Origin of the sequence: Chlorogloeopsis sp. ULAP02 (assembly GCF_038404745.2) — a bacterium.
Taxonomy (GTDB): Bacteria; Cyanobacteriota; Cyanobacteriia; order Cyanobacteriales; family Nostocaceae; genus Chlorogloeopsis.
The window spans coordinates 12,831-31,917 of the sequence record NZ_JAYKTT020000059.1 but is presented as its reverse complement, the minus strand read 5'-3'; the positions used below and the strand labels follow the sequence as shown (position 1 = coordinate 31,917).

The window sequence follows — 19,087 nt, the reverse complement described above, 5'->3', positions numbered from 1 at the left end:
TTTTTATGCCACAGTAGGCTGACATGAAAAGCTTTGGTAAACTTTGGTTGCCTAAAAAACTAAAAATCATCGTGATTTTACTGTTAGTTTTGTGGCTTTCGCTCGCGGGATTTGCCACCTATACTATCCGTCAATCTTTTCCTAGAGAAAGTGGCACAATTCAACTACCTAGAATTAAAGCAGAAGTTACAGTTCGGCGCGATCGATGGGGAATACCCCACATTTTCGCTACCAATTCCTACGATCTATTCTTAGCACAGGGCTACATACACGCTCAAGACCGCTTTTGGCAAATGGACTTTTGGCGACACATCGGTTCTGGGCGGTTGGCAGAAATGTTTGGTTCTTCCCAGGTTGAGACTGATAGATATCTGCGGACTATGGGTTGGGCAAGGGTGGTACAACAAGAAATCCAGCAAATGGATGCAGAGATGAAAGCGAATCTGCAAGCTTATGCTGATGGTGTCAATGCCTATCTCAAACAGCGTCAAGGCAGCGCCTTAAGTTTAGAATACGCAGTCCTCAAGCTTCTCAATCCTGGGTATAAACCGGAACCTTGGCAACCGCTACACTCCCTAACTTGGGGTAAAGTAATGGCTTACGATTTGGGTAGAAATTTGGATCGCGAAATAGAACGCGCTATCTTGCTTAAAACCCTCACTCCTGCTCAGGTAGAAGAACTTTTTCCGCCTTACCCTGAAAATCTGCCAACGATTTTGCCTGGATTTAGACATGAAAGAGGAGCACAGAAACAAGCCCAACAAAAGTTGGAAATCACTAGCCACTATTCTGTAGATGTTGTGACAAAAGCTTTAGAGCCAATTAGCAAACCAATGTTGGCTTTAGAGAAACTAATCGGCTCAACAGGAGTAGGAATTGGCTCGAATAGTTGGGTTATATCTGGGAAGCGCACGACTACAGGCAAACCTATATTGGCAAACGATCCTCACCTAGCTGCGCAAATGCCCTCTATTTGGTATGAGGTTGGTTTGCACTGTACACCCAAAAGTAAAGAGTGTCCTTATGACGTGACTGGCTTCTCCTTCGCGGGAATGCTAGGGGTAATTATCGGTCATAATGATCGCATTGCTTGGGGTGTCACGAATGTTCAATCTGATGTCATGGATTTGTACATCGAAAAAGTCAACCCAAACAACCCCAATCAGTATGAGGTGAATGGTAAATGGGTGGATATGCAACTTGTGAAACAAACAATTCAAGTTGCAGGTAGTGAGCCGATTGTACAAACGGTGCGCTATACCAGGCATGGGCCGATTCTTTCGGATGTTGCACCTAATTTGAAACAATTTAATTCAACTCAGTACTCCAATCTACCACAAAACTATGTCGTTGCTTTGCGGTGGACAGCTCTAGAACCATCCAGACTTGCCTATGCAATTGCCCAACTGAATCGCGCTCAAAATTGGCAGGAGTTTCGCACTGCCGCTAGCAATTTTGATGTTCCTGCTCAAAATCTAGTTTATGCTGATGTAGAAGGCAATATTGGCTACCAGATGCCAGGTAAATACCCTATACGCGCTCAGGGAGATGGACGCTATCCTGTTCCTGGTTGGACAGATAAATATGATTGGCAAGGCTACATTGATTTTGAGAATTTACCGCAAAGTTTCAATCCGCCTCAAGGTTACATTGCTACCGCAAACAATTCAGTAGCTAGTGAATATCCTTACGTGATTACTAAAGACTGGGTTTATGGCTACCGGGCAAAACGCATTGTGGAGATGATTGAACAGCAAACTCAGCCTTTATCTGTCAACGACATACAGCAGATGCAAGGTGACAATCGCAATTTGAATGCTCAGACGTTAGTACCGTTGCTGCAAGCTATCTCTTTCAATACTCCCCAACTGCAAGCAGCTCAAAAATTGTTACAAGATTGGGATTTGCAGTTAGGAATGACATCGCCTGCTGCGGCTTTATTTGAGACTTTCTGGAAACATTTGCTAGCCGATACTTTCCACGATCAACTACCTCAAAAGTACTTTCCTGATGGAGGCGATCGCTGGTATGCTGTGGTGGAAAATTTAGTGAAGCAGCCTAATAGTAACTGGTGGGATAACAGCAAAACTCCTGCCATTGAAAATCGCGACTACATTCTGCGGCAAGCTTTCACAGAAGCAGTGGCAGAGCTAGAACAAATTCAAGGGAAAAACTTTAAAAACTGGAACTGGGGTAAGCTGCATACTATCACTTTTGTTAATGCTACTTTGGGCAAATCTGGGGTGGCACCGATTGAGGCTTTGTTTAATCGTGGTTCTTTTACCACGGCAGGCAATGGGGAAACTGTCAATGCTAACCGCTGGAGAGCAAATAAATCTTCTTTTCAGGTGACTGATATTCCTTCGATGCGGATGATAGTAGATATGGCAAATTTGGACAACTCATTAGCCATTCACGCTCCTGGGCAGTCAGGGCACGCTTTCCACAAGCACTACACTGATATGATTACTCCTTGGAGCAAAATTGAATATCATCCCATGTTGTGGGAGAACAAGAGTATTGCAGCAAAGACTACAGCTACACTCAAGCTAGTTCCGAAATAGTTGCTCAATGTTCGGCGTTGCTGATTTAAAGTATGAATGTGTCTCACGCAGAGGAGCCAGTGCGTTGCGCGGGTTCCCCGCGTTGTAGCAACTGGCGTCACGCAGAGTCGCAGAGAGTAAGAGTTTTAAATGCCTGGTTTTTAAATTTCATACCTCAATTCAGCAACGCTCAATGTTCACTTTACACCACCTGTAAAGACAACAATGCGATCGCTCGTTTAAAAAGGGAGACGATCGCAACTAGACTGTTATGTTTGAAGGAGTAGGAAGGGATTTGAGGTAATTCAAAAACTCAGTAATTTCAGTGCTAGTCAATTCCTGACGCGATCGCTTGTTGTAGGTTTCGTGTAAGTAGGAGCGCCCTTGTGCTAGACTCCAACCCAGTCGTTGCATTTCCATCCAAATCAAGTCTGATTTAGATAATTCAATCACGCCTGCAATCAGTTTCCAACAAGCAAATTCATCTAAGTCTGTTTTCCGCCAAGGCTGTCCTAAACTAATAGTAACTAAACATTCATTTCCTATTGTTGTACCTTGGTTGAGTTTATCAATCAAAGCTAAATCTGTGATTTTAGCTCTGATTGTTTGTGCGTTGGCTGTAAGTATAGAAGCTTCCCACTTTCTTGTGCCTTCACAGTAATCAACCTGAAATTTAGTTGTTCTCATCAGTTGCAATGTACGTCTTTGGTGCTCAAGCAGTGATTCTAAAAAGGAAATAGGAACAGAGGTTTGCCATTGGCTGTGAAGAATTTCTCCTTCGCAGTACTGAAGTATATCAGCAATGGAAGCTTGCCCCACACGCTGCCATTTACCATGCACAATTAGGCGATTTTCGTATTCATAGCCAGGACAGGTATCGAGAAGTGGAATTTCTAAAATGTCTAACAATCTTGGCTCTTCATTATCCACCAAACACATTTCTTTGGGAACTTGTCCGTGTTCTAGATTAGTGACGGGGCGAATCCATTTACCTGTAGAGTTTTCAATGCCAGCAATGCAGCGATCGCCATATTTTTTAGAATTAGCTAAACAGATGATTTGAACCATAAATTATTAAAGGTGACATATGGTTATATTTCCCCATTTGTCACGCAAATATTCAGCCACTAGGCGACGATGGCAATGGTGTGGTTTAGCTTCACTACAGAGCAAACAGCTACCATCTAAAAGCTCAGGTGAAACTTTATTTTCCAGTTGGCGTTCTTTCATTAATTGCAAAAACTTATTTTCATAGATTTCCCAATCGCCGTTATTTTTTTTATAGGCATCTAAAATATCCTTCGTTGGTGCCATGTCTAGAATATGAGTATATTCAATGTTGCCAATTTTGAGTAAGAAATATTCTAAATCTGCACGTTTGGTAAAACCGGCTAACTGAGAAACATTATTTAGTCGTGTATCAATAACTCGCTTAACTCCAGCATTAACTAGAGTATCAAAGAATTTTTGAGCGGTTTTTTGAGTAAAGCCAATTGTAAATAAACTAATTGATTGATGCATTTGTATTCTCCGTTTTTTCTGTATAAGCAATCTGCTCACCTTGGCGCTTGTAAGCTTCTTGCAAAGATTTTTCTCTGGAATAATGACTCTTTATTTCTTCAGAAATTAATACATCATCGAACAAAGATAATTGAACTTGTTTAGGAATTTCTGGTAGCTGAAGCCCATGTAATGCTAAAAGTCTTTCTTCAAGTAAAGAATGTGATTCTAAATCTCCATTTTTCAGAATGTGTTTAATGTCTAAGGGAAATTGGCGCAGGTGCTGACAGATTAGAATTGAGCGATGGCAAGTAATCGGATCTTGTTCAGCACACATGAGAGCAATTCTGTGATTTTCTGCTCCATTTAATATTCGCTGAATACCCTCTGCAAATTGTTGGGAAGATGCTATTTTTTCAAACACCGCTTTGCCATCAACATAGTAACTCAGATCGTTTGGTCTTGCTCCCAGTTCACGTCCTAAAAATACGTAGTGAATATCTGCATTGATTAAAGTTGGCTTGAGTTCTGCATAATTAAAGTGAGGTAAATAGCGGCTGTAGGGATGCGATCGCACATCAGCCAAGGCTGTTACTTTGTAATTTTGCAGTAGTGTTATGAATTCTTCAATACTGTGATTGGAATGTCCAATTGTAAAAAGTTCCATATGAAAAAGTGGTTTGGTTGCTGCAATTATGGCATTACTATCTATTTGATGCCATCATTATTTTTGGGTATATATTTTGAGTGATAACTGGTAAGCGATCGCTCTGTTTGTATCTAGCATCAAATTTTTGGCTTGCAATATACGGTTAATTTAAAGTGAGGCTGTTTTTAACTAATACATCGGCTTAAGCTTGAGTATGAAATCATTATTTGATTAGTTGAAATGGGTTCGTTTCAATGATTATCCAGCCTCAACATACTCACATAAGGTTGTGGCTTCAGGAATAGGCAAACCCTCTTCTCGTAACCCTTCCACATGAAATGCGATCGCTTCTATTCTACAGGTATGATATATTGCACCATTCGAGAGAGCCAGAGGCTCTAGTTCTTGTTACCAGGTTGAACCTGGTAACGAGGGTACGCCACACATTAAGAATTATCCACGCTCCTCTAGCACTAGTGTAGACTCGGCTGCTCGTCCAAATTCTTCCGGTGCATATTGCAGGTGTACTTCAGAGCCGGGATATGTAAAAGTACCAGGAGTAACAGAACGCACTAAATAATGTAAGTTATAGACTCCTGGTTCCAAATGATCTGCATAGGCGACAATGCGATCACGATGGATAGTCTTGTAACCCAGTTGCCAGCTGTCGGCTGGTGCTTGCAATGCAGATGTCGCTGTTTGGAAACTTTCATCTATCGCTTCCAAGCCTGCTGGCAGGGGATCTGTTATCACCATATGCTCTACGGGGCGATCGGCAATTATTTCTAAATTAATGTCAAAAACTTGACCTGTTTTTAAAGTTAAAGGTTTGTCAAAAGCGTAAAGCCCTGTCTTTTGAAGCACTTTTTCTTCGTTGATGTTGCGAATTTCCCGCGTTACTCGTAAACCGTTATACCTACCTGGCTGATTTCCCTGCAAGCGGTAACGATAGGCAACTAAATAATGTAATGTACCTTTTCCAGATTTTTGCAATTGTAAATCATGACGCCCACGGGGTAATTTATCCATAGGCACTTTTATTTCTAAACTAGGATTGCGATCGCCTGCAAATTTAGCTTCTCCCAGTTTTCTATTCGCTAATTGTGCTGTGGCAACAAAATTCGGTGGTGTGGGTTGCAGTTGACTGTATTCTACTAAAGCTGTTAGCGCTTGGGCATTATCATAGCTAGTTTGCCATGTTCCATCTCGTCGCAGTGCTAAAAGACTTTGCAACAACCTATCGACAACTTCTGGTTTACTTTGCTGAGTCACAAACAAGCGTAAAGCTTGCGCTTGTGCTGTGGTTGGTGAACTCATCCATCCCCAACTGCGGGGTAAACTTACAACAGCGCTGCGACCAGTTTCATATATATTTTGTTGTAGTTGGCTCAAAAGTTGTTGCGATTCATCCTGCCATTCTGGAAATTGAGATAAATATCGCGCTAATCTCATCTGCATGACTGGATCAAAAGCGTTGCGCTGTTGGTATATATCTGCCAGGAAAGTATTGCGTTTGTCTCCCAATTCTGCCAAAGCCATTAAGGCGTTGAGTTGCATCTGGCTTTTACACAGTTGCTGCTTGCAAAATTCGTATTGTCCGGGGTTTGCTAGAATTTTTTGCAAGTATCCTTTAAGTTGGGAGAGCATTCTAGTATTAACTAAGGCAGGAAACACCTGATTTGTTTTAGCTAAAGACTTGGCTGCGTAAGTAGAAACCCAAGGATCGGATTTTTCTTGCCCTGGGAAAGCGGCAAAACCACCATCGGCAAGTTGGAGTTTTTGCAATCTTTCAATACTTTGGCTGGCTTGTTTGGTAGGATTAAATTCAGCAAAGGTCTGACTATATTTTTCTGATAGAGTTTGCAGATTTGCAGCAATCAACAACTGGCTCGCCGCTGGTTCTGCAAAAGGCAAGTCATCATCCTGCCAAACTTGTTGTGCTGGTGCTTTAATCTCTGGTATGAGAGTACTCGCTAACTGAATATCTAAACCACCTGCTTCTGAGACAGTATTTTTCTCGACATTGAGAGGAATCTTCGTTTGATCCCCCCTCAATCCCCCCTTTTTAAGGGGGGTTGGGGGGATCGTACCAGTTTCCACAACTTGTTCTGTAATTTCCAGTGGCTTAATTTCCAGAGGTACTTCAAAAGCATCTGCCGCCACACCATTTAGCTGAGTAGTAAAGCGAATTTTGCCTTCTCCAAAACTACTCGCCGCCATTGGGAAGCGATAAGCACCAGTAGCTAATTCAGTTTTGGTTTGCAAAGCTTTCGTTTGAGGATTAATTCCAGCAAACTGCACTGCCCCGCTAACTTCACCATTAATATTGAGAGTTCCCGTTTTGCCAGTGTTGTTAGTTACAGATAAGCCAGCTTGGAAGTTATCACCAGGGCGGGCAAATTGTGGCAGTATGGCGTTAGTTAATAAGGGCTTTGTTGTGAGAAAAGTTCCTTCGCCGTTGCCAAAACGCAGATTTCCATCGGTGGCAACAGCCATGACTCGCCATGTGGTTAAGTCATCTGGTAGTTTGAATGTAATCTGTGCCTTACCATTATCATCTGTGAGGATTGAGCCGTTGTAGTAAGCAAGAGCTTGGAAGTCTTTGCGGATGCGGGTATTTGCTGCACCCGATGAAAAACCACCGCCATATCCCCAACCTTTGGGTTTAGCAACAGATTCTTGCTCTACTATTACCTGTGGACGATTATCGCTGAAGCGGGTAGCGATCGCTTGTTCTGCATAAACTGTATTTACCAAATCCGGTGGACGATAGCCAGAAAGTTGTAACACTGCTTCATTTACCACCATCACCGTAAATTGTCCTTTGCTGGGATTCCCCTGATTATCCTTGAGTTCTAGCTGTATTGTTTCCTCTGCACCCGGCTCAAGTGATGCTTGTAATGGGGTGACTTGCACTTTTAAATATTTATCTTCTAAGTTGACATTAAAAGGTGCAAAACCTATTTTCACCAACTTATCCAAACTTCCGGCTTCTACCTGGTTGAGAGGAACACCCTGTCTAACTAACACAGCTTGCACAGCTGCATTGGGCAACATTTCTGGTGTGACTTGAAATTGAATTTGTGGTGCGCCTCCCCTAACTTTAATTATTTGTTGATAGAGGGGTTTGTCTTTAATCACAGCAAAATATAACTCTGCTTCTGGGTAGGGAGATTGAATTAAAGCTGTAGCAGTTTCACCTGGCTTGAATTCATTTTTATCAAGTTTAACTTCTAAGTGATCGCGCTCTTGCGAACCCCAATATACGGGATTTTCACCTGTTGCCCAAATTTGTAAATCAGTAGCAGTGATGTCATTTCTGGCATCGCTAAAATTAGCTCTAATCCGGTATGAACCTGATTCGGTTGGTGTGAGTGTTACCGCTTGAGGATGATTTGCAGATGTAATTTCTGTTTGTCCTATCGTTTTATATTCAACTTGATTTTTTGGTGTCTGACTACCTTCTACTATCTGCGTTACACTGCTGTATTTCATCTGTTGCAGTTCCAAACGTACCCGTTGACCTGTGAGTACTTTGCCTGTAGGATCGGTGACGATAACTTCAATGGGGAAAGCCTTGCCAGCTTCAGCAACAAAATTACTTTTTAAACCAATCAGGCGATCGCTCGGCAGGGCTGTAAAAGTTTTAGAATTAGCTACAGATAAATTAGAAACATCTGCAACTTGTACATCTACACGATATGTCATTGGATAAGGTAAATCTTTCGCCACCGTTACCGTTTGATTACTTTTTCCATTAACATCTAATTGGGTATTAGTTTGCAACACATCGCTAGGTACAGAAGGTGCTTCCTCCGGCCAAAACCACTGTTTACCAAAAGCAAATTCCTCCCAATCTTTGGGAATAAAATTAGTCTGCTGGCGAGTTATAAAATATTGAGCTTTACCTCCTTCTACAGGAGAGCCAAATAAATAGTTACTTGTAGCTTTCGCTTCAATTTTGTCATTAATTAAAGCAAATTTTTTATCTAAAGAGAGTTCGACTTTAAAATTAGGTGGCTTAAACTCTGCCACGCGAAACTCTCCAGAAATTTCTTGCCCGTTTTTACCCTTCCCCTGAATTGTATAGTAGCCTAATGGCTGAGTCTTTTTGATGGGTAATTCTAGAGAAAACGTGCCAAATTCATTAGTTTTTTTTGTGCCTAAATTTGTCTTTCGTCCATCCGAACTTACCAGAGTTAATTGGTAATCAGCATCCTTATCCTGCTGAATTGTGCCATTTTGCAAATAATCAGCAAAACCAGTTAACCAAGCTTTCTCTCCTGGTTGATAAAGTTGGCGATCGGAAAATATTACCCCGCGTGATATCGGTTTACCATCATCCCAATCTGCATAAATTCCATAGCCATAGGCACCACTATATTCTTCAGTACGAGCAAATGCCCAATCTTGATTTTCACGAGCAATGACTAATAACTGTGGTGCTTTCTCAAAGCTTTTTTTACCAGTAAAACATTGTTCTAAATCTTCACGTTTTAGCCTGAGAGTACCATTTTCATCTGTTTTACCTGATGTGCAAGGTACAGGTTGAGGACGTGATTTTGCCTCTAATTTTGATTCATAAATTTCGATATTAGCTGCTTTGACTGGTGAACCATCCGCAAGATGATGTACTCTAATCAAACCCGAATTAGGAAACCACTGTGCAAATACACCTAAATTTGTCAACTGCACTATGCCATAGGTTATGGGTTCTCTCCATAACTCCTTACCGTTCTCTTGATATTTATTAGTACGTGCTTGCACTCCATAGGCTAACATTCCGATCGGAGAATTGAGTTTTTCTCGTAAAGGAACAGTTACCTCAACAGACTGATTTTTCTTAGCCGCTACTTTAAAGCTTTGCCATTCTGAGGATTTAGGTAGTAAATCATTTCCATTCCCTTTGGGATAAGCAGAATTGAAATAAACTAAATCTGTTGGTTGTACCACTCGATAAGCAGCTTTATACTTTCCTTCTGGAAGATTGACTGTAGAAATATTCAACTGCAAATCTTTTCCGGCAGGGAAAATATTTAAACCTTCAGGAACCCAAATATCACCCGCCAAATCTCCAGTGTTGTATCTAACTGTGACTGGTTTACCTAAAGTCTGTCCAAATTGGTCTTTCAGATTACCATCTATAGTAAATGTATAATTAGTAGTCGGCTCTAAAGCGTAAGGATTAATACTAATAATATTTTCTTTGTCGTTGACTTGGATAACTTTAGAAATAGATTTGGGTGCAGGATTAACTTTAATACTTGCAATTGCAGAATCTGCAACCAAGCCATTATTAAATTCTAACTGAGGGCTACCTTTCACAAATCTTCCATAAGCACCTCCCGCATTTGGTTGCCCATAAAACTTAATACCTTTAAATGCCAAAAGCGAATAAGTACTTATCTTACTAACAAAATTTTTATCACTAGCTAAATTACCATAAGCTGGACGTAAACCAGGAGAAAACTCTAAGCGATAATTAGTAGCTTTTTCTAAACTTTGCTGTGGAGTAAGATTATAAATCCAATCACGGGCAGAAGAGTCAAATTTTTCCAACGGATCTTGTGTTTCTGTCGGTTTTTCTGCTTTTGCTAATTCAACTTTAAAGCCTATACCCTTATTTTTACCTTCTGAAATTAATTTTAAATGCTCTCGAACTGATGTTATATCCAATTCAACGTTAGAAGTGACTTGAAATTTTGACTGCAAGTCTATTGGTTCAACTTCAGATTTTTCAATTGGGTTTTTACCAGGTAAATTAGTTAGCTTGATAGGTTCTGTATTAAAAGTCCAAGCTAAATCTTTGTCAAGTTGATGATTTTTTAAATCAGCTAAACCAGCCTTTAGCGTAACTTTCAACCGTGTTGCTTTTGGCAGTACTTTATCAGCTTGAAATCCTACCATGCGCGGTGTCAAAAATCGAAATTGACCGGGTAAAGGTGGATCAAGTGCAAATTTTTGTAATAAATTCTGCTGTTCTAGACTATCAAGACTTTCAACAGGAATTAAAGCTTCTTGAAACCGGATACGAATTTGATTGAGAGGTGCTGCTTCTCCAATCGGACTAATTTGTTCTATCCAATCAGGTAACTGGGGTAAAGATAACGCCAAAACCTCTGGCAATCTTTCTTTACCTGGGGCAATACCAACTAAATTACATCCTGCTATTCCTATCAAAAGTGCAATAACAAGCAGGAACTTGAGTAGAATTTTTATGAGCATATTTAATAATTACAATTTAAAAATTATAAATGACAAGCAAAAATAGAGTGGGCAATGCCCACCCTACCAAACTATCAAGGTTTATTGTATTGATACCAACTTTAGTCTAATTGTTCCGAAAATTCACTATATGTTTTAAACATTAAATACTATGTATTTTTATTAAAAAAAGACAAGAACTCTGGCTTCTTTTAAAAGTCGGGGATCTGTGTCCGAATTGTTGTTACAAGTTTGAAAACTTTCCCGATCAAGCTGTAATTACCGCGCAACAATTAAGGTAATTTTTCTTTGGCAAAGGATTCGCTGATGAAACAAGCGAAAAAATGGCTTCTCCCAATCAAGCAGAAAGTTTGGCATCAGCCCAATCGCAGAACTAGCAAAATAATTCTGGCTTTACTGCTCATCTGCCTTTTGGTGCGCTTACTACCGTATTTTGCTCCCATTCATGCCGCAGATATTGCCCAAGAACAACTCGCACTCGAATTTAGCGATCGCAATGGGATACCGTTAGGAACAATTCTTACTAGCGATCGAGAACACACATCTGTTATTCCCCTCAATCAAGTTTCTCCCCACTTCATCCATGCAATTTTAGCCGCCGAAGACGGAGACTTTTATCATCATGGCGCGTTAGATCTAAAAGCAGCTGCTCGCGCCCTCAAAGATTCAATTCAAGCTAAAAGAGTAGTTTCCGGTGCTTCCACAATTACCATGCAGCTAGCACGAATGTTAGATTCTGCACCCCGCAACCTGTCAGGTAAAGTACGTGAAGTTTGGCTATCTTGGCGATTAGCAGCGGGAATGAACAAAGATGAAATTCTATCTGCTTATATTAATCGTCTGCCGATGGGCGGAAACATATATGGTGTAGAAGCAGCTGCTCGCACCTATTTTTCCATACCTGCCAGCGATCTAAATCTAGCCCAAGCCAGCCTTCTTGCTGCTATTCCCAATAATCCCACTTACTTTGATCCGCTTCAGCATTGGGAACGCCTCAAACAACGGCAGAAATATGTCCTCAATCGTATGGCAAAAGATGGATATATCACTAACCCAATAGCAGAACGTGCATATGCTGAAAAAGTTTCGTTTCAGTCTCGCCAACGAGGAATTATTGCTGCACCACACTTTTTGTTTTGGTTAACGAGTACCCCTCCCCCAACCCCTCCCCGCTTGCGGGGAGGGGTGGCGAAGCCGGGGTGGGGTTCTCCCATCCGCACCACAATAGATCGTCCTTTGCAACAATTTGTAGAAGCACAGTTACAGCAAGTACTTTCCTCTCTCGCTGCCAACAATGTTCATCACGCGGCTGCTTTAGTAGTTGAAAACCACACAGGAGAAGTTTTGGCTTACGTCGGTTCGCCTGATTACTTTAATGAAGCAAAATTGGGGCGCAATGATGGAGTACAGGCGCTGCGTCAACCTGGATCTACCCTCAAGTCATTTTTGTATGAACTGGCTTTAGAAAAAGGTGTGATTCGCCCAAATACAATTCTGGCAGATGTGCCTGCAAACTATGCTATTCCTGGAGCAAAACTTTATAGTCCTACAGATTACAATAAAAGTTTTTTAGGGCCAGTACGAGTGCGGATAGCATTGGCGAATTCTTTGAATATACCAGCAGTAAGAGTATTAGAAAAATTAGGCGTACAAACTTTTTTAGCTCGTTTGCGTGAGTTGGGTTTTGAAGATCTCAATCAATCAGCAGAATACTATGGGTTGGGATTAACTCTAGGTAGTGGCGAAGTTAGTTTGTGGGAACTCGCCCGCGCTTACGTCACAATGGCACGACAAGGACAAGTCACGCCCTTAGTTACTGTATTAAGCGATCAAAAAGGACACGGAGAGTTCTTTCACCGCGTCACCGCGTCTCTCCCTCCCCGCGTCTCTTCTCCTAGCACATGGCAATTAATCACCGATATACTTAGTGACAATCATGCCCGTGCCACAGCCTTTGGTGTAGACTCTGTTCTCAACCTACCTTTTCCCGCAGCTGTTAAAACTGGCACCTCTTCTAATTTCCGCGATACTTGGACTGTTGGCTTTACTACCGATTACACAGTTGCTACTTGGGTAGGTAATTTTGATGGCAATCCGATGCGTCAAGTATCTGGAGTTACAGGAGCAGCACCGTTGTGGAATCGGATTATGCTACACCTGCACGAGCATAAGGAACCTGCTACTTTTTCGCTCCCAGAAGGAATGGTGCAATTACCTATATGTGCATTTTCTGGGTTAAAACCAACACAAGATTGTGCTTCTGTAGTACAAGAATATTTTTACCCAAAAGACATTAGCGCCTACGCAAATCAAAATAATTTTAATTTGTCCTCAGAGTATGATGAGTGGTTGGCAAGGCAGAATCAATCTAGTTTTACTTCTGACAGATTTAAAATATTATCTCCTCACAATGGCGATTTATTTGTGCTTTATCCCAGTGAAGAAGCACAGCAAAAATTAGAGTTTAAGTTAGCAGGAATAACCACACAACCTGTTGAGTGGTGGTTGAATGGCGAAAAGATAGCAACCCAGTCCACTAATTCTTTATTTTGGCAACTGCATCCCGGTAACTGGACATTAGAAGCCAGAAGCGGAGAAATGAGCGACAAGGTTACTTTTCAAGTTGAATTAGCTAGTAAAAAACCTACACGTCGGGGTTTTTCGACTGGTAGTTCCAAGGTTTGAACTTAATCTACCAAATCACATTTGAGTAAAAATCTCTGATTTCTTTATCTGCTGTGATAATTGAAGCTTGATTACTGGTGGCTAATGCTACAACAACTCGATCAACTGGATCTCGATGACTCCATTCTAGTTTGACACTTTCTAACCACACATCTTCATCAATAGGGACAATACGGACAACACTAGACTGTTTCAGAGAAGCAACGTACTCGTTTAGATCAACTCCTAAATCTAGTTTTTTATTTTTGATTTTGATAGCGATTTCCCAGATAGCGATCAATGGAACAATACCGTTTTTCTCCCTTTCCATCTGATTGCAGACTTTTTTTGCAGATTCAGAAAGTCTCTCTGGATCTAGACTCCACCAAATTAGAGCGCAAGTATCAAGGACTATCTTCACACTTGTGTCCATTCCTCAGTTGTAGGAGTTGTTAAATCCTCAAAATACTTTACTTTGCCGCGCATTTGTCCAAATAACTGCTCTGTTGATGGTGAATTACCGTATTTAGTAATTTTCACCACTGGTTTTCCCCGATCAGTTACTACAATTTCTTCTCCTTCTGACTCTACAAGCCGCAAGAATTCCAGCAGTTTGCTTTTAAGTTTACTTTTGGAAATAGTTTTCATAATGCCCCTAGTCATGACCAGGCTCATAATCAAAGGATATCACATTTCCTATTTAATTCTTGACGTCATCATCAGGTTATTTTGATAACTGCAATATTTACTTAAGTTAATTTACTGAAGCTAACTATCTACAATAAGATTAACTAAAGGTTAAGTTGAGATTAATAACACAACTATCTGCTCGCCACCGATGGTATTGAGCAAACTTTTTCCTAGTTACAGCCAACCATTAAACAACGGATGCAGTCAAAGCTTCGCCAAATTAACTTACCGCTGTTTGCGATCGTTGCAGAAGGTTTCCTCTCGCGCCTCAGTTTCGGTTTAATTAGCTTTGCGTTACCGCTCTATGCCACTCGCCTAGAGTTGAGTCTGACCGAAATTGGTTTTTTGATCGCGCTTAACGAAGCCGCGGCAATGGGTTTTAAACCAATTATGGGTTGGGTAGCCGATCGCTTTGGATTGAAGCGTAGTTTCACTGCTGCTATTGGTATACGTAGCCTTGTCGCCCTACTTTTAGCTTTTGCTACTTCTGGGTGGCAACTTTATTCGATCAGAGTTTTACACGGGATGTCTAAAGCTCTACGCGATCCCGCAGCTAGCGCTTTAATTGCCGAACAAGGCGGTAAAAAAGCTATTGCTTCAGCCTTCGCCTGGTATCACACAGCTAAGATGGTGGCTGGTTCGCTAGGAAAAGCACTTGCTGGCATTCTACTGACGCTAACAGCCTCTAATTTTTCCTTAGTCTTTGCCTTTTCCTTCCTCATCTCCGTGTTGCCACTTTATACAGTCGCTCGCTACGTTCGGGGAGAGGAATCGCCGCAGACAGAAACACACAAGACTAGTAAAGTAGCTGAAGCAGCACCTACCAACCAAGAAGAGCAACTTTCAACTCATGTTACTCCCAATAAACCAATCCTGCTTCCGTTCACCATCTTGAATTTTTTAATTAGCGGCACAGCAGAAATGCTCAAAGGTTTGTTTCCCATCATCGCTACGAAATACGCTGGTTTAAACGAGGCTCAAACAGGACTGATCTACACAGTCTCAACACTTGTGGTTATGTTCTCCGGGCCTTTATTTGGTTGGTTGTCCGATCGCGGCTATCGGAAGTTGGTACTCATGATCCGCAGTGTTGCCAATACAATCTCTTCGATTATTTACATTTTTGCCCCCAACTTAGCAGGCATCGCCATTGGCAAGTTAATCGATGACACTGGTAAAGCTGCTTTCCGCCCGGCTTGGGGATCGCTAATGGCTCACATTTCTAGCTTTGACAAGAAACGTCGAGCGCAAACAATGAGTTGGATGATTCTTGGGGAGGATGCTGGTACAGTTGCTGGCCCCATTTTTGCTGGCTTTTTATGGAGTACTTGGGGACTGCCAGTTATGCTTGGTGGGCGTGTTTTACTGGCTGTAGTGACTGAAATTTACGCGACGTTCTTAACAAAATCGTTAGAAAAGCCAAGTAGAGGAAGGCGAACTCGCAGGCGTCGTCGCAGTCTAATCCGTCGTGTTACCAGATGGTTCAGGCGAAAAAGGGTGTAGGGTGTTTTCCTCTTTCCCAGACTGGAGCCTGGGAAAGCATTGATTGAGGCGGAGCCTCAAAGTTTTCATCACTATGCAGAGCATGGTAATGAGAAAAACTAGACTTGTGTGTACATCGTAGCTGGCTTCATCATTTACCTTGTCTACCAAGCTCCGCCAATAACAGGTGAGGAAAATCCACTGTCATCCCATCTACGCCCGCTTTCAGTGCTGAGATCATTACTTCAGTGTCTTTTACTTTCCATGCCCTAACCTCTAATCCAAGCTGTTTACACCTGGAAACTAACTCTTGAGATACAGCATTAGCTGGCAAGCAGATTTGGTTCATACCTGCCTCAACAGCTTGCATAATATTCTCTTCGCTAATGTCAGAGGTTAAGAAGCCAACTTTAGCGGCGCTTAATTGTGTCTTGATGTTTTGAACAACTGGAAAATCGAAGGAAGTGAAAGTAACTGCACCTATCAGCCCGAATTCTTGCACCATTTCCAGAACGCGAAGTTCAATCCCTGGTTGCTTGATTTCTAAAACTAAGTGAGTGCTATTTCCGTAGCGGGCTAATGTATCGCGCAGCAATGGAATTTTGGCATCACGATACTCTTCGCTAAACCAAGAACCAGCATCTAACTCACCAATTATCGACCAAGGAGTTGACTGAACTAACCCTTCGCCGTTAGTGGTTCTATCCAAGTGTTTGTCGTGTATGAGGATTAACTCACCATCGCTAGTGGCACGAACGTCTGTTTCAATTGCATCTGCTCCCACTGATAATGCTATGTCAAATCCCTCCCAGGTGTTTTCAGGTGCAAGAGATGCAGCACCACGATGTCCAATAATCTGCATAATTTGTATCTGGCACTTCTGGTATAAATTCGTTTACTGCTCCTGTCAGGCAAGCTAATGCTAAACCCACTATGCCTCTAATTTTACCTTTGAAGGTATATGTAGAAGGTGTGAAATCTCATAGTAAAACCTGCAAAAGGATGAATTACTGAGCAATAAATATAAGAGTTTTCTCATCAAATTTTCATGATTCATTCATTTGGTTAAGCAATTATTGTATCTAAGTTAAGTAAAGGTTAAAAAAAGTTTAACTTCATAAGCTTTGTCCTATGCAGAGCAGTAAACGATTTGCAAAGGAGGAACAAGATGCAAGGGGTTATTCTTGCCGCTGGTTGTGGTTCGCGACTAGCATCAGTACTCCAAGGAAAGCCTAAGTGTTTAGCGCAGTTAGAAGGAGTGAGTCTTATAGAGTATCAACTGGCAGTACTGCGCAGCTTTGGTATTAATGATGTCTGCGTTGTGCTTGGTTATCGGGCTGATGAAATTCGGGAGGTAGTTGGCGATCGCTGCCACTGGATCATCAACAACCGATATGCAGAGACTAACAGCCTTTACTCTCTGTGGTTAGCTCGTAACTGGGTGCGTGATTCCTTTGTACTGATGAATAGCGACGTTCTGGCACATCCTCAAGTTTATGAGCGTCTTCTGGAAACTCCAGGTAACGTTCTAGCTTATGATTCTTGGTCGGGTAACGAAGCAGAACACATGAAGGTTGCCTTTAACAAGGGAAAGTTACAACAAATTAGTAAAACTCTGGATATAAAAAAAGCACAGGGCGAGAGTTTAGGTGTTTTGAAATTTACTAAACGAGCTATCAAGTCTCTATTTAAGGAAGCCGAGGCATCTCTGGCTGTTGGTGGAGCAAACCAGTGGGCTCCAGCAGCTATTCAACGCCTAGCTCGCAAGCGAACAATTGCTGGCATAGATGTTGCTGGTTTGCCGTGGGTTGAAATTGACTTTCCTCAAGATTTGCAATACGCCTGTAACAAAGTCTGGCCTGCAATCTGCAAGACTCTACCATCCTGGCAACGCAAACAGAAGGCGGCATCACCAGCTGCCAAGCAATTAGTTAAACTCGGCTCAAGGGTAGCATGATGAGTTATACCCAAGATCCAGTCTTCCAAACCATCCAACAGATTCGCACTCCTCAGATAGTTGAGGAAGTCCTCTCTCAAGTTTGGAGTCGTTGGTCTAGCCATCACCTTTATTCAGTCAAGGTTACTCCAAGTCTGACCAACTATAAACCTTATGAGCGGGCGCGAGTCATGGCTGAAGCGACTATAGTCTTCGCAGATGACAACAACTCATCTGTGACGCTTAACCTCTTCTTTCATGTCTTTGCCAAAGCAGAGATAGCTCGTCAAGAATTTGAGAACAGCTACACGCATAACTTCCTACCTTGCCAAGGGCCACCAGTATTTCTCATCCCCCATTGGCAGACTGTTGTGTGGACATTACCCAATGCTCCAAACTTGCGAGAATTAGAGCAGCTATTGCAGCCAAAAAAATTTTGCCATTTCCTAGTGCCACCAGATCAAATCCCATCTGGCATTGAGGATTACCCCACACCTAAACTCTTACGTTATGTGCCACTGAAGCGAGCTATCCTTGCTTGGGAAAATCCCAATACTCATCGTCGCTATTTTGCCAAGCTACTCAATGCCACTGATGCTCCCCATGTTGTCCGTAATTTTCAGCAAGTTGATGCAGCTTTTGCTAGTGGCGAGTTAGGTTTTAGTGTTCCCAAATTTGTTTCATACAATCCAGCAGTTCGCACGCTACTGATGACGGAAGTTTCCGGCACTCAGTTCACAGAACTCATGCATCGCGTCATACCTGAATCCTTTTCTCTGGTAGGACGAAACTTGGCACGACTCCATGACTGTAACCTTCATCCTGAAACGGTTTGGACTCCTAGTAAAGAACTTGCCGTACTCCACCGCCACATGAAGGGTTTAAAGCTAGTTCTCCCTCACCTCACAGCCCAGCTTGAGGGAGTAATAAGCAGACTCGAAGATTTATCTGAACAGTTGCCTTTCCTCGAAAATTATCCGATACATGGCAATCTCTTTGGCGACCAAATACTCTATAGTCCAAATGGGATTGGTATTGTTGACTGGGATGCTTTGTCCCTCGGCGATCCGCTTTATGATCTCGGTCGTCTGATTGCTCATCTAATTTATATTGCTGGACGACAAAAAATATCTCCACCAGATGTAAACGCTTGTGTTGAAGCTCTGCTAAAAGCTTACGAACAGGAAACTAATCGGCCAATCGATCGCTCATGCCTTGTCTGGCACATTGCTACACAGCTACTTCTACGCGGTAAAATTTCATCGCTGAGAAAGCTAGTAAAGGGATGGCAGACACACCTTGATTTTGTGGTTAATGAGTCCGAACGAGTGTTAGATGGTGGGAGTCTTTACCTTTGTCTACCAATACTTAATCATTCAGTTTTATCAGAAGTTTAGC

12 protein-coding genes are annotated in these 19,087 nt (G+C 41.9%); 5 read left to right on the top strand and 7 right to left on the bottom strand.

Translation table 11 applies throughout. From position 1 onward, the window contains the following. The first annotated feature begins 23 nt into the window (after positions 1 to 23). Complete coding sequence (locus U2718_RS20120; protein ID WP_342002190.1) at positions 24 to 2,564, top strand: penicillin acylase family protein; 2,541 nt, start codon at positions 24 to 26, stop codon at positions 2,562 to 2,564. A gap of 240 nt (positions 2,565 to 2,804) precedes the next feature. Here U2718_RS20120 and U2718_RS20115 read toward each other — a convergent pair whose 3' ends face one another. The 4 genes from U2718_RS20115 to U2718_RS20100 all read right to left on the bottom strand — a co-directional run bounded on the left by U2718_RS20115 (position 2,805) and on the right by U2718_RS20100 (position 10,917). Next, positions 2,805 to 3,611: a dual OB domain-containing protein gene (locus U2718_RS20115; protein WP_342002192.1), complete on the bottom strand. Its 807-nt coding sequence runs from the start codon at positions 3,609 to 3,611 to the stop codon at positions 2,805 to 2,807. Between the two features lie 6 nt (positions 3,612 to 3,617). Then, positions 3,618 to 4,064 carry a DUF488 family protein gene (locus U2718_RS20110; protein ID WP_016872934.1) on the bottom strand — a complete coding sequence of 149 codons (447 nt, stop codon included), beginning with the start codon at positions 4,062 to 4,064 and terminating at the stop codon, positions 3,618 to 3,620. Beyond that, the gene (locus U2718_RS20105) at positions 4,048 to 4,710 is read right to left on the bottom strand and encodes a DUF488 family protein (RefSeq protein ID WP_016872933.1); all 663 of its coding nucleotides are present in this window, start codon (positions 4,708 to 4,710) and stop codon (positions 4,048 to 4,050) included. The genes U2718_RS20110 and U2718_RS20105 overlap by 17 nt, the downstream gene beginning before the upstream one ends. A gap of 435 nt (positions 4,711 to 5,145) precedes the next feature. Continuing rightward, on the bottom strand, positions 5,146 to 10,917 hold the full coding sequence (locus U2718_RS20100) for an alpha-2-macroglobulin (protein ID WP_342002196.1): 5,772 nt from the start codon (positions 10,915 to 10,917) through the stop codon (positions 5,146 to 5,148). A 306-nt stretch (positions 10,918 to 11,223) separates the two neighbouring features. Here U2718_RS20100 and pbpC point away from each other — a divergent pair, with 306 nt between their 5' ends. Continuing rightward, positions 11,224 to 13,602 carry a penicillin-binding protein 1C gene (gene pbpC, locus U2718_RS20095; RefSeq protein ID WP_342002198.1) on the top strand — a complete coding sequence of 793 codons (2,379 nt, stop codon included), beginning with the start codon at positions 11,224 to 11,226 and terminating at the stop codon, positions 13,600 to 13,602. Positions 13,603 to 13,609: 7 nt separating this feature from the next. Here pbpC and U2718_RS20090 read toward each other — a convergent pair whose 3' ends face one another. Then, positions 13,610 to 14,002, bottom strand: a complete 393-nt coding sequence (locus tag U2718_RS20090; RefSeq protein ID WP_342002200.1) for a type II toxin-antitoxin system VapC family toxin — start codon at positions 14,000 to 14,002, stop codon at positions 13,610 to 13,612. Continuing rightward, positions 13,999 to 14,229 carry a type II toxin-antitoxin system prevent-host-death family antitoxin gene (locus U2718_RS20085; protein WP_342002202.1) on the bottom strand — a complete coding sequence of 77 codons (231 nt, stop codon included), beginning with the start codon at positions 14,227 to 14,229 and terminating at the stop codon, positions 13,999 to 14,001. Before U2718_RS20085 ends, U2718_RS20090 begins: the two co-directional genes overlap by 4 nt. A gap of 240 nt (positions 14,230 to 14,469) precedes the next feature. Here U2718_RS20085 and U2718_RS20080 point away from each other — a divergent pair, with 240 nt between their 5' ends. Beyond that, positions 14,470 to 15,774 (top strand): MFS transporter, encoded by a 1,305-nt coding sequence (locus tag U2718_RS20080; RefSeq protein WP_342002203.1) that lies wholly within the window; start codon positions 14,470 to 14,472, stop codon positions 15,772 to 15,774. 130 nt (positions 15,775 to 15,904) lie between these two features. Here U2718_RS20080 and U2718_RS20075 read toward each other — a convergent pair whose 3' ends face one another. Beyond that, positions 15,905 to 16,615, bottom strand: coding sequence for a glycerophosphodiester phosphodiesterase (locus tag U2718_RS20075; RefSeq protein ID WP_342002204.1), 711 nt, complete (start codon positions 16,613 to 16,615; stop codon positions 15,905 to 15,907). Between the two features lie 306 nt (positions 16,616 to 16,921). Between U2718_RS20075 and U2718_RS20070 the strand changes: the two genes are divergently transcribed. Both U2718_RS20070 and U2718_RS20065 read left to right on the top strand, forming a co-directional pair. Beyond that, the gene (locus tag U2718_RS20070; RefSeq protein ID WP_342002205.1) at positions 16,922 to 17,710 is read left to right on the top strand and encodes a phosphocholine cytidylyltransferase family protein; all 789 of its coding nucleotides are present in this window, start codon (positions 16,922 to 16,924) and stop codon (positions 17,708 to 17,710) included. After that, entirely contained in the window at positions 17,707 to 19,086 is a 1,380-nt protein-coding gene (locus tag U2718_RS20065) for an aminoglycoside phosphotransferase family protein (RefSeq protein ID WP_342002206.1), read from the top strand. Before U2718_RS20070 ends, U2718_RS20065 begins: the two co-directional genes overlap by 4 nt. Position 19,087 lies beyond the last annotated feature (1 nt).

Coding starts and splice junctions, on each gene's coding strand:
- U2718_RS20120 (WP_342002190.1), top strand. CDS start 24: ATGAAAAGCTTTGGTAAACTTTGGTTGCCTAAAAAACTAAAAATCATC.
- U2718_RS20115 (WP_342002192.1), bottom strand. CDS start 3,611: ATGGTTCAAATCATCTGTTTAGCTAATTCTAAAAAATATGGCGATCGC.
- U2718_RS20110 (WP_016872934.1), bottom strand. CDS start 4,064: ATGCATCAATCAATTAGTTTATTTACAATTGGCTTTACTCAAAAAACC.
- U2718_RS20105 (WP_016872933.1), bottom strand. CDS start 4,710: ATGGAACTTTTTACAATTGGACATTCCAATCACAGTATTGAAGAATTC.
- U2718_RS20100 (WP_342002196.1), bottom strand. CDS start 10,917: ATGCTCATAAAAATTCTACTCAAGTTCCTGCTTGTTATTGCACTTTTG.
- pbpC (WP_342002198.1), top strand. CDS start 11,224: ATGAAACAAGCGAAAAAATGGCTTCTCCCAATCAAGCAGAAAGTTTGG.
- U2718_RS20085 (WP_342002202.1), bottom strand. CDS start 14,229: ATGAAAACTATTTCCAAAAGTAAACTTAAAAGCAAACTGCTGGAATTC.
- U2718_RS20080 (WP_342002203.1), top strand. CDS start 14,470: ATGCAGTCAAAGCTTCGCCAAATTAACTTACCGCTGTTTGCGATCGTT.
- U2718_RS20075 (WP_342002204.1), bottom strand. CDS start 16,615: ATGCAGATTATTGGACATCGTGGTGCTGCATCTCTTGCACCTGAAAAC.
- U2718_RS20070 (WP_342002205.1), top strand. CDS start 16,922: ATGCAAGGGGTTATTCTTGCCGCTGGTTGTGGTTCGCGACTAGCATCA.
- U2718_RS20065 (WP_342002206.1), top strand. CDS start 17,707: ATGATGAGTTATACCCAAGATCCAGTCTTCCAAACCATCCAACAGATT.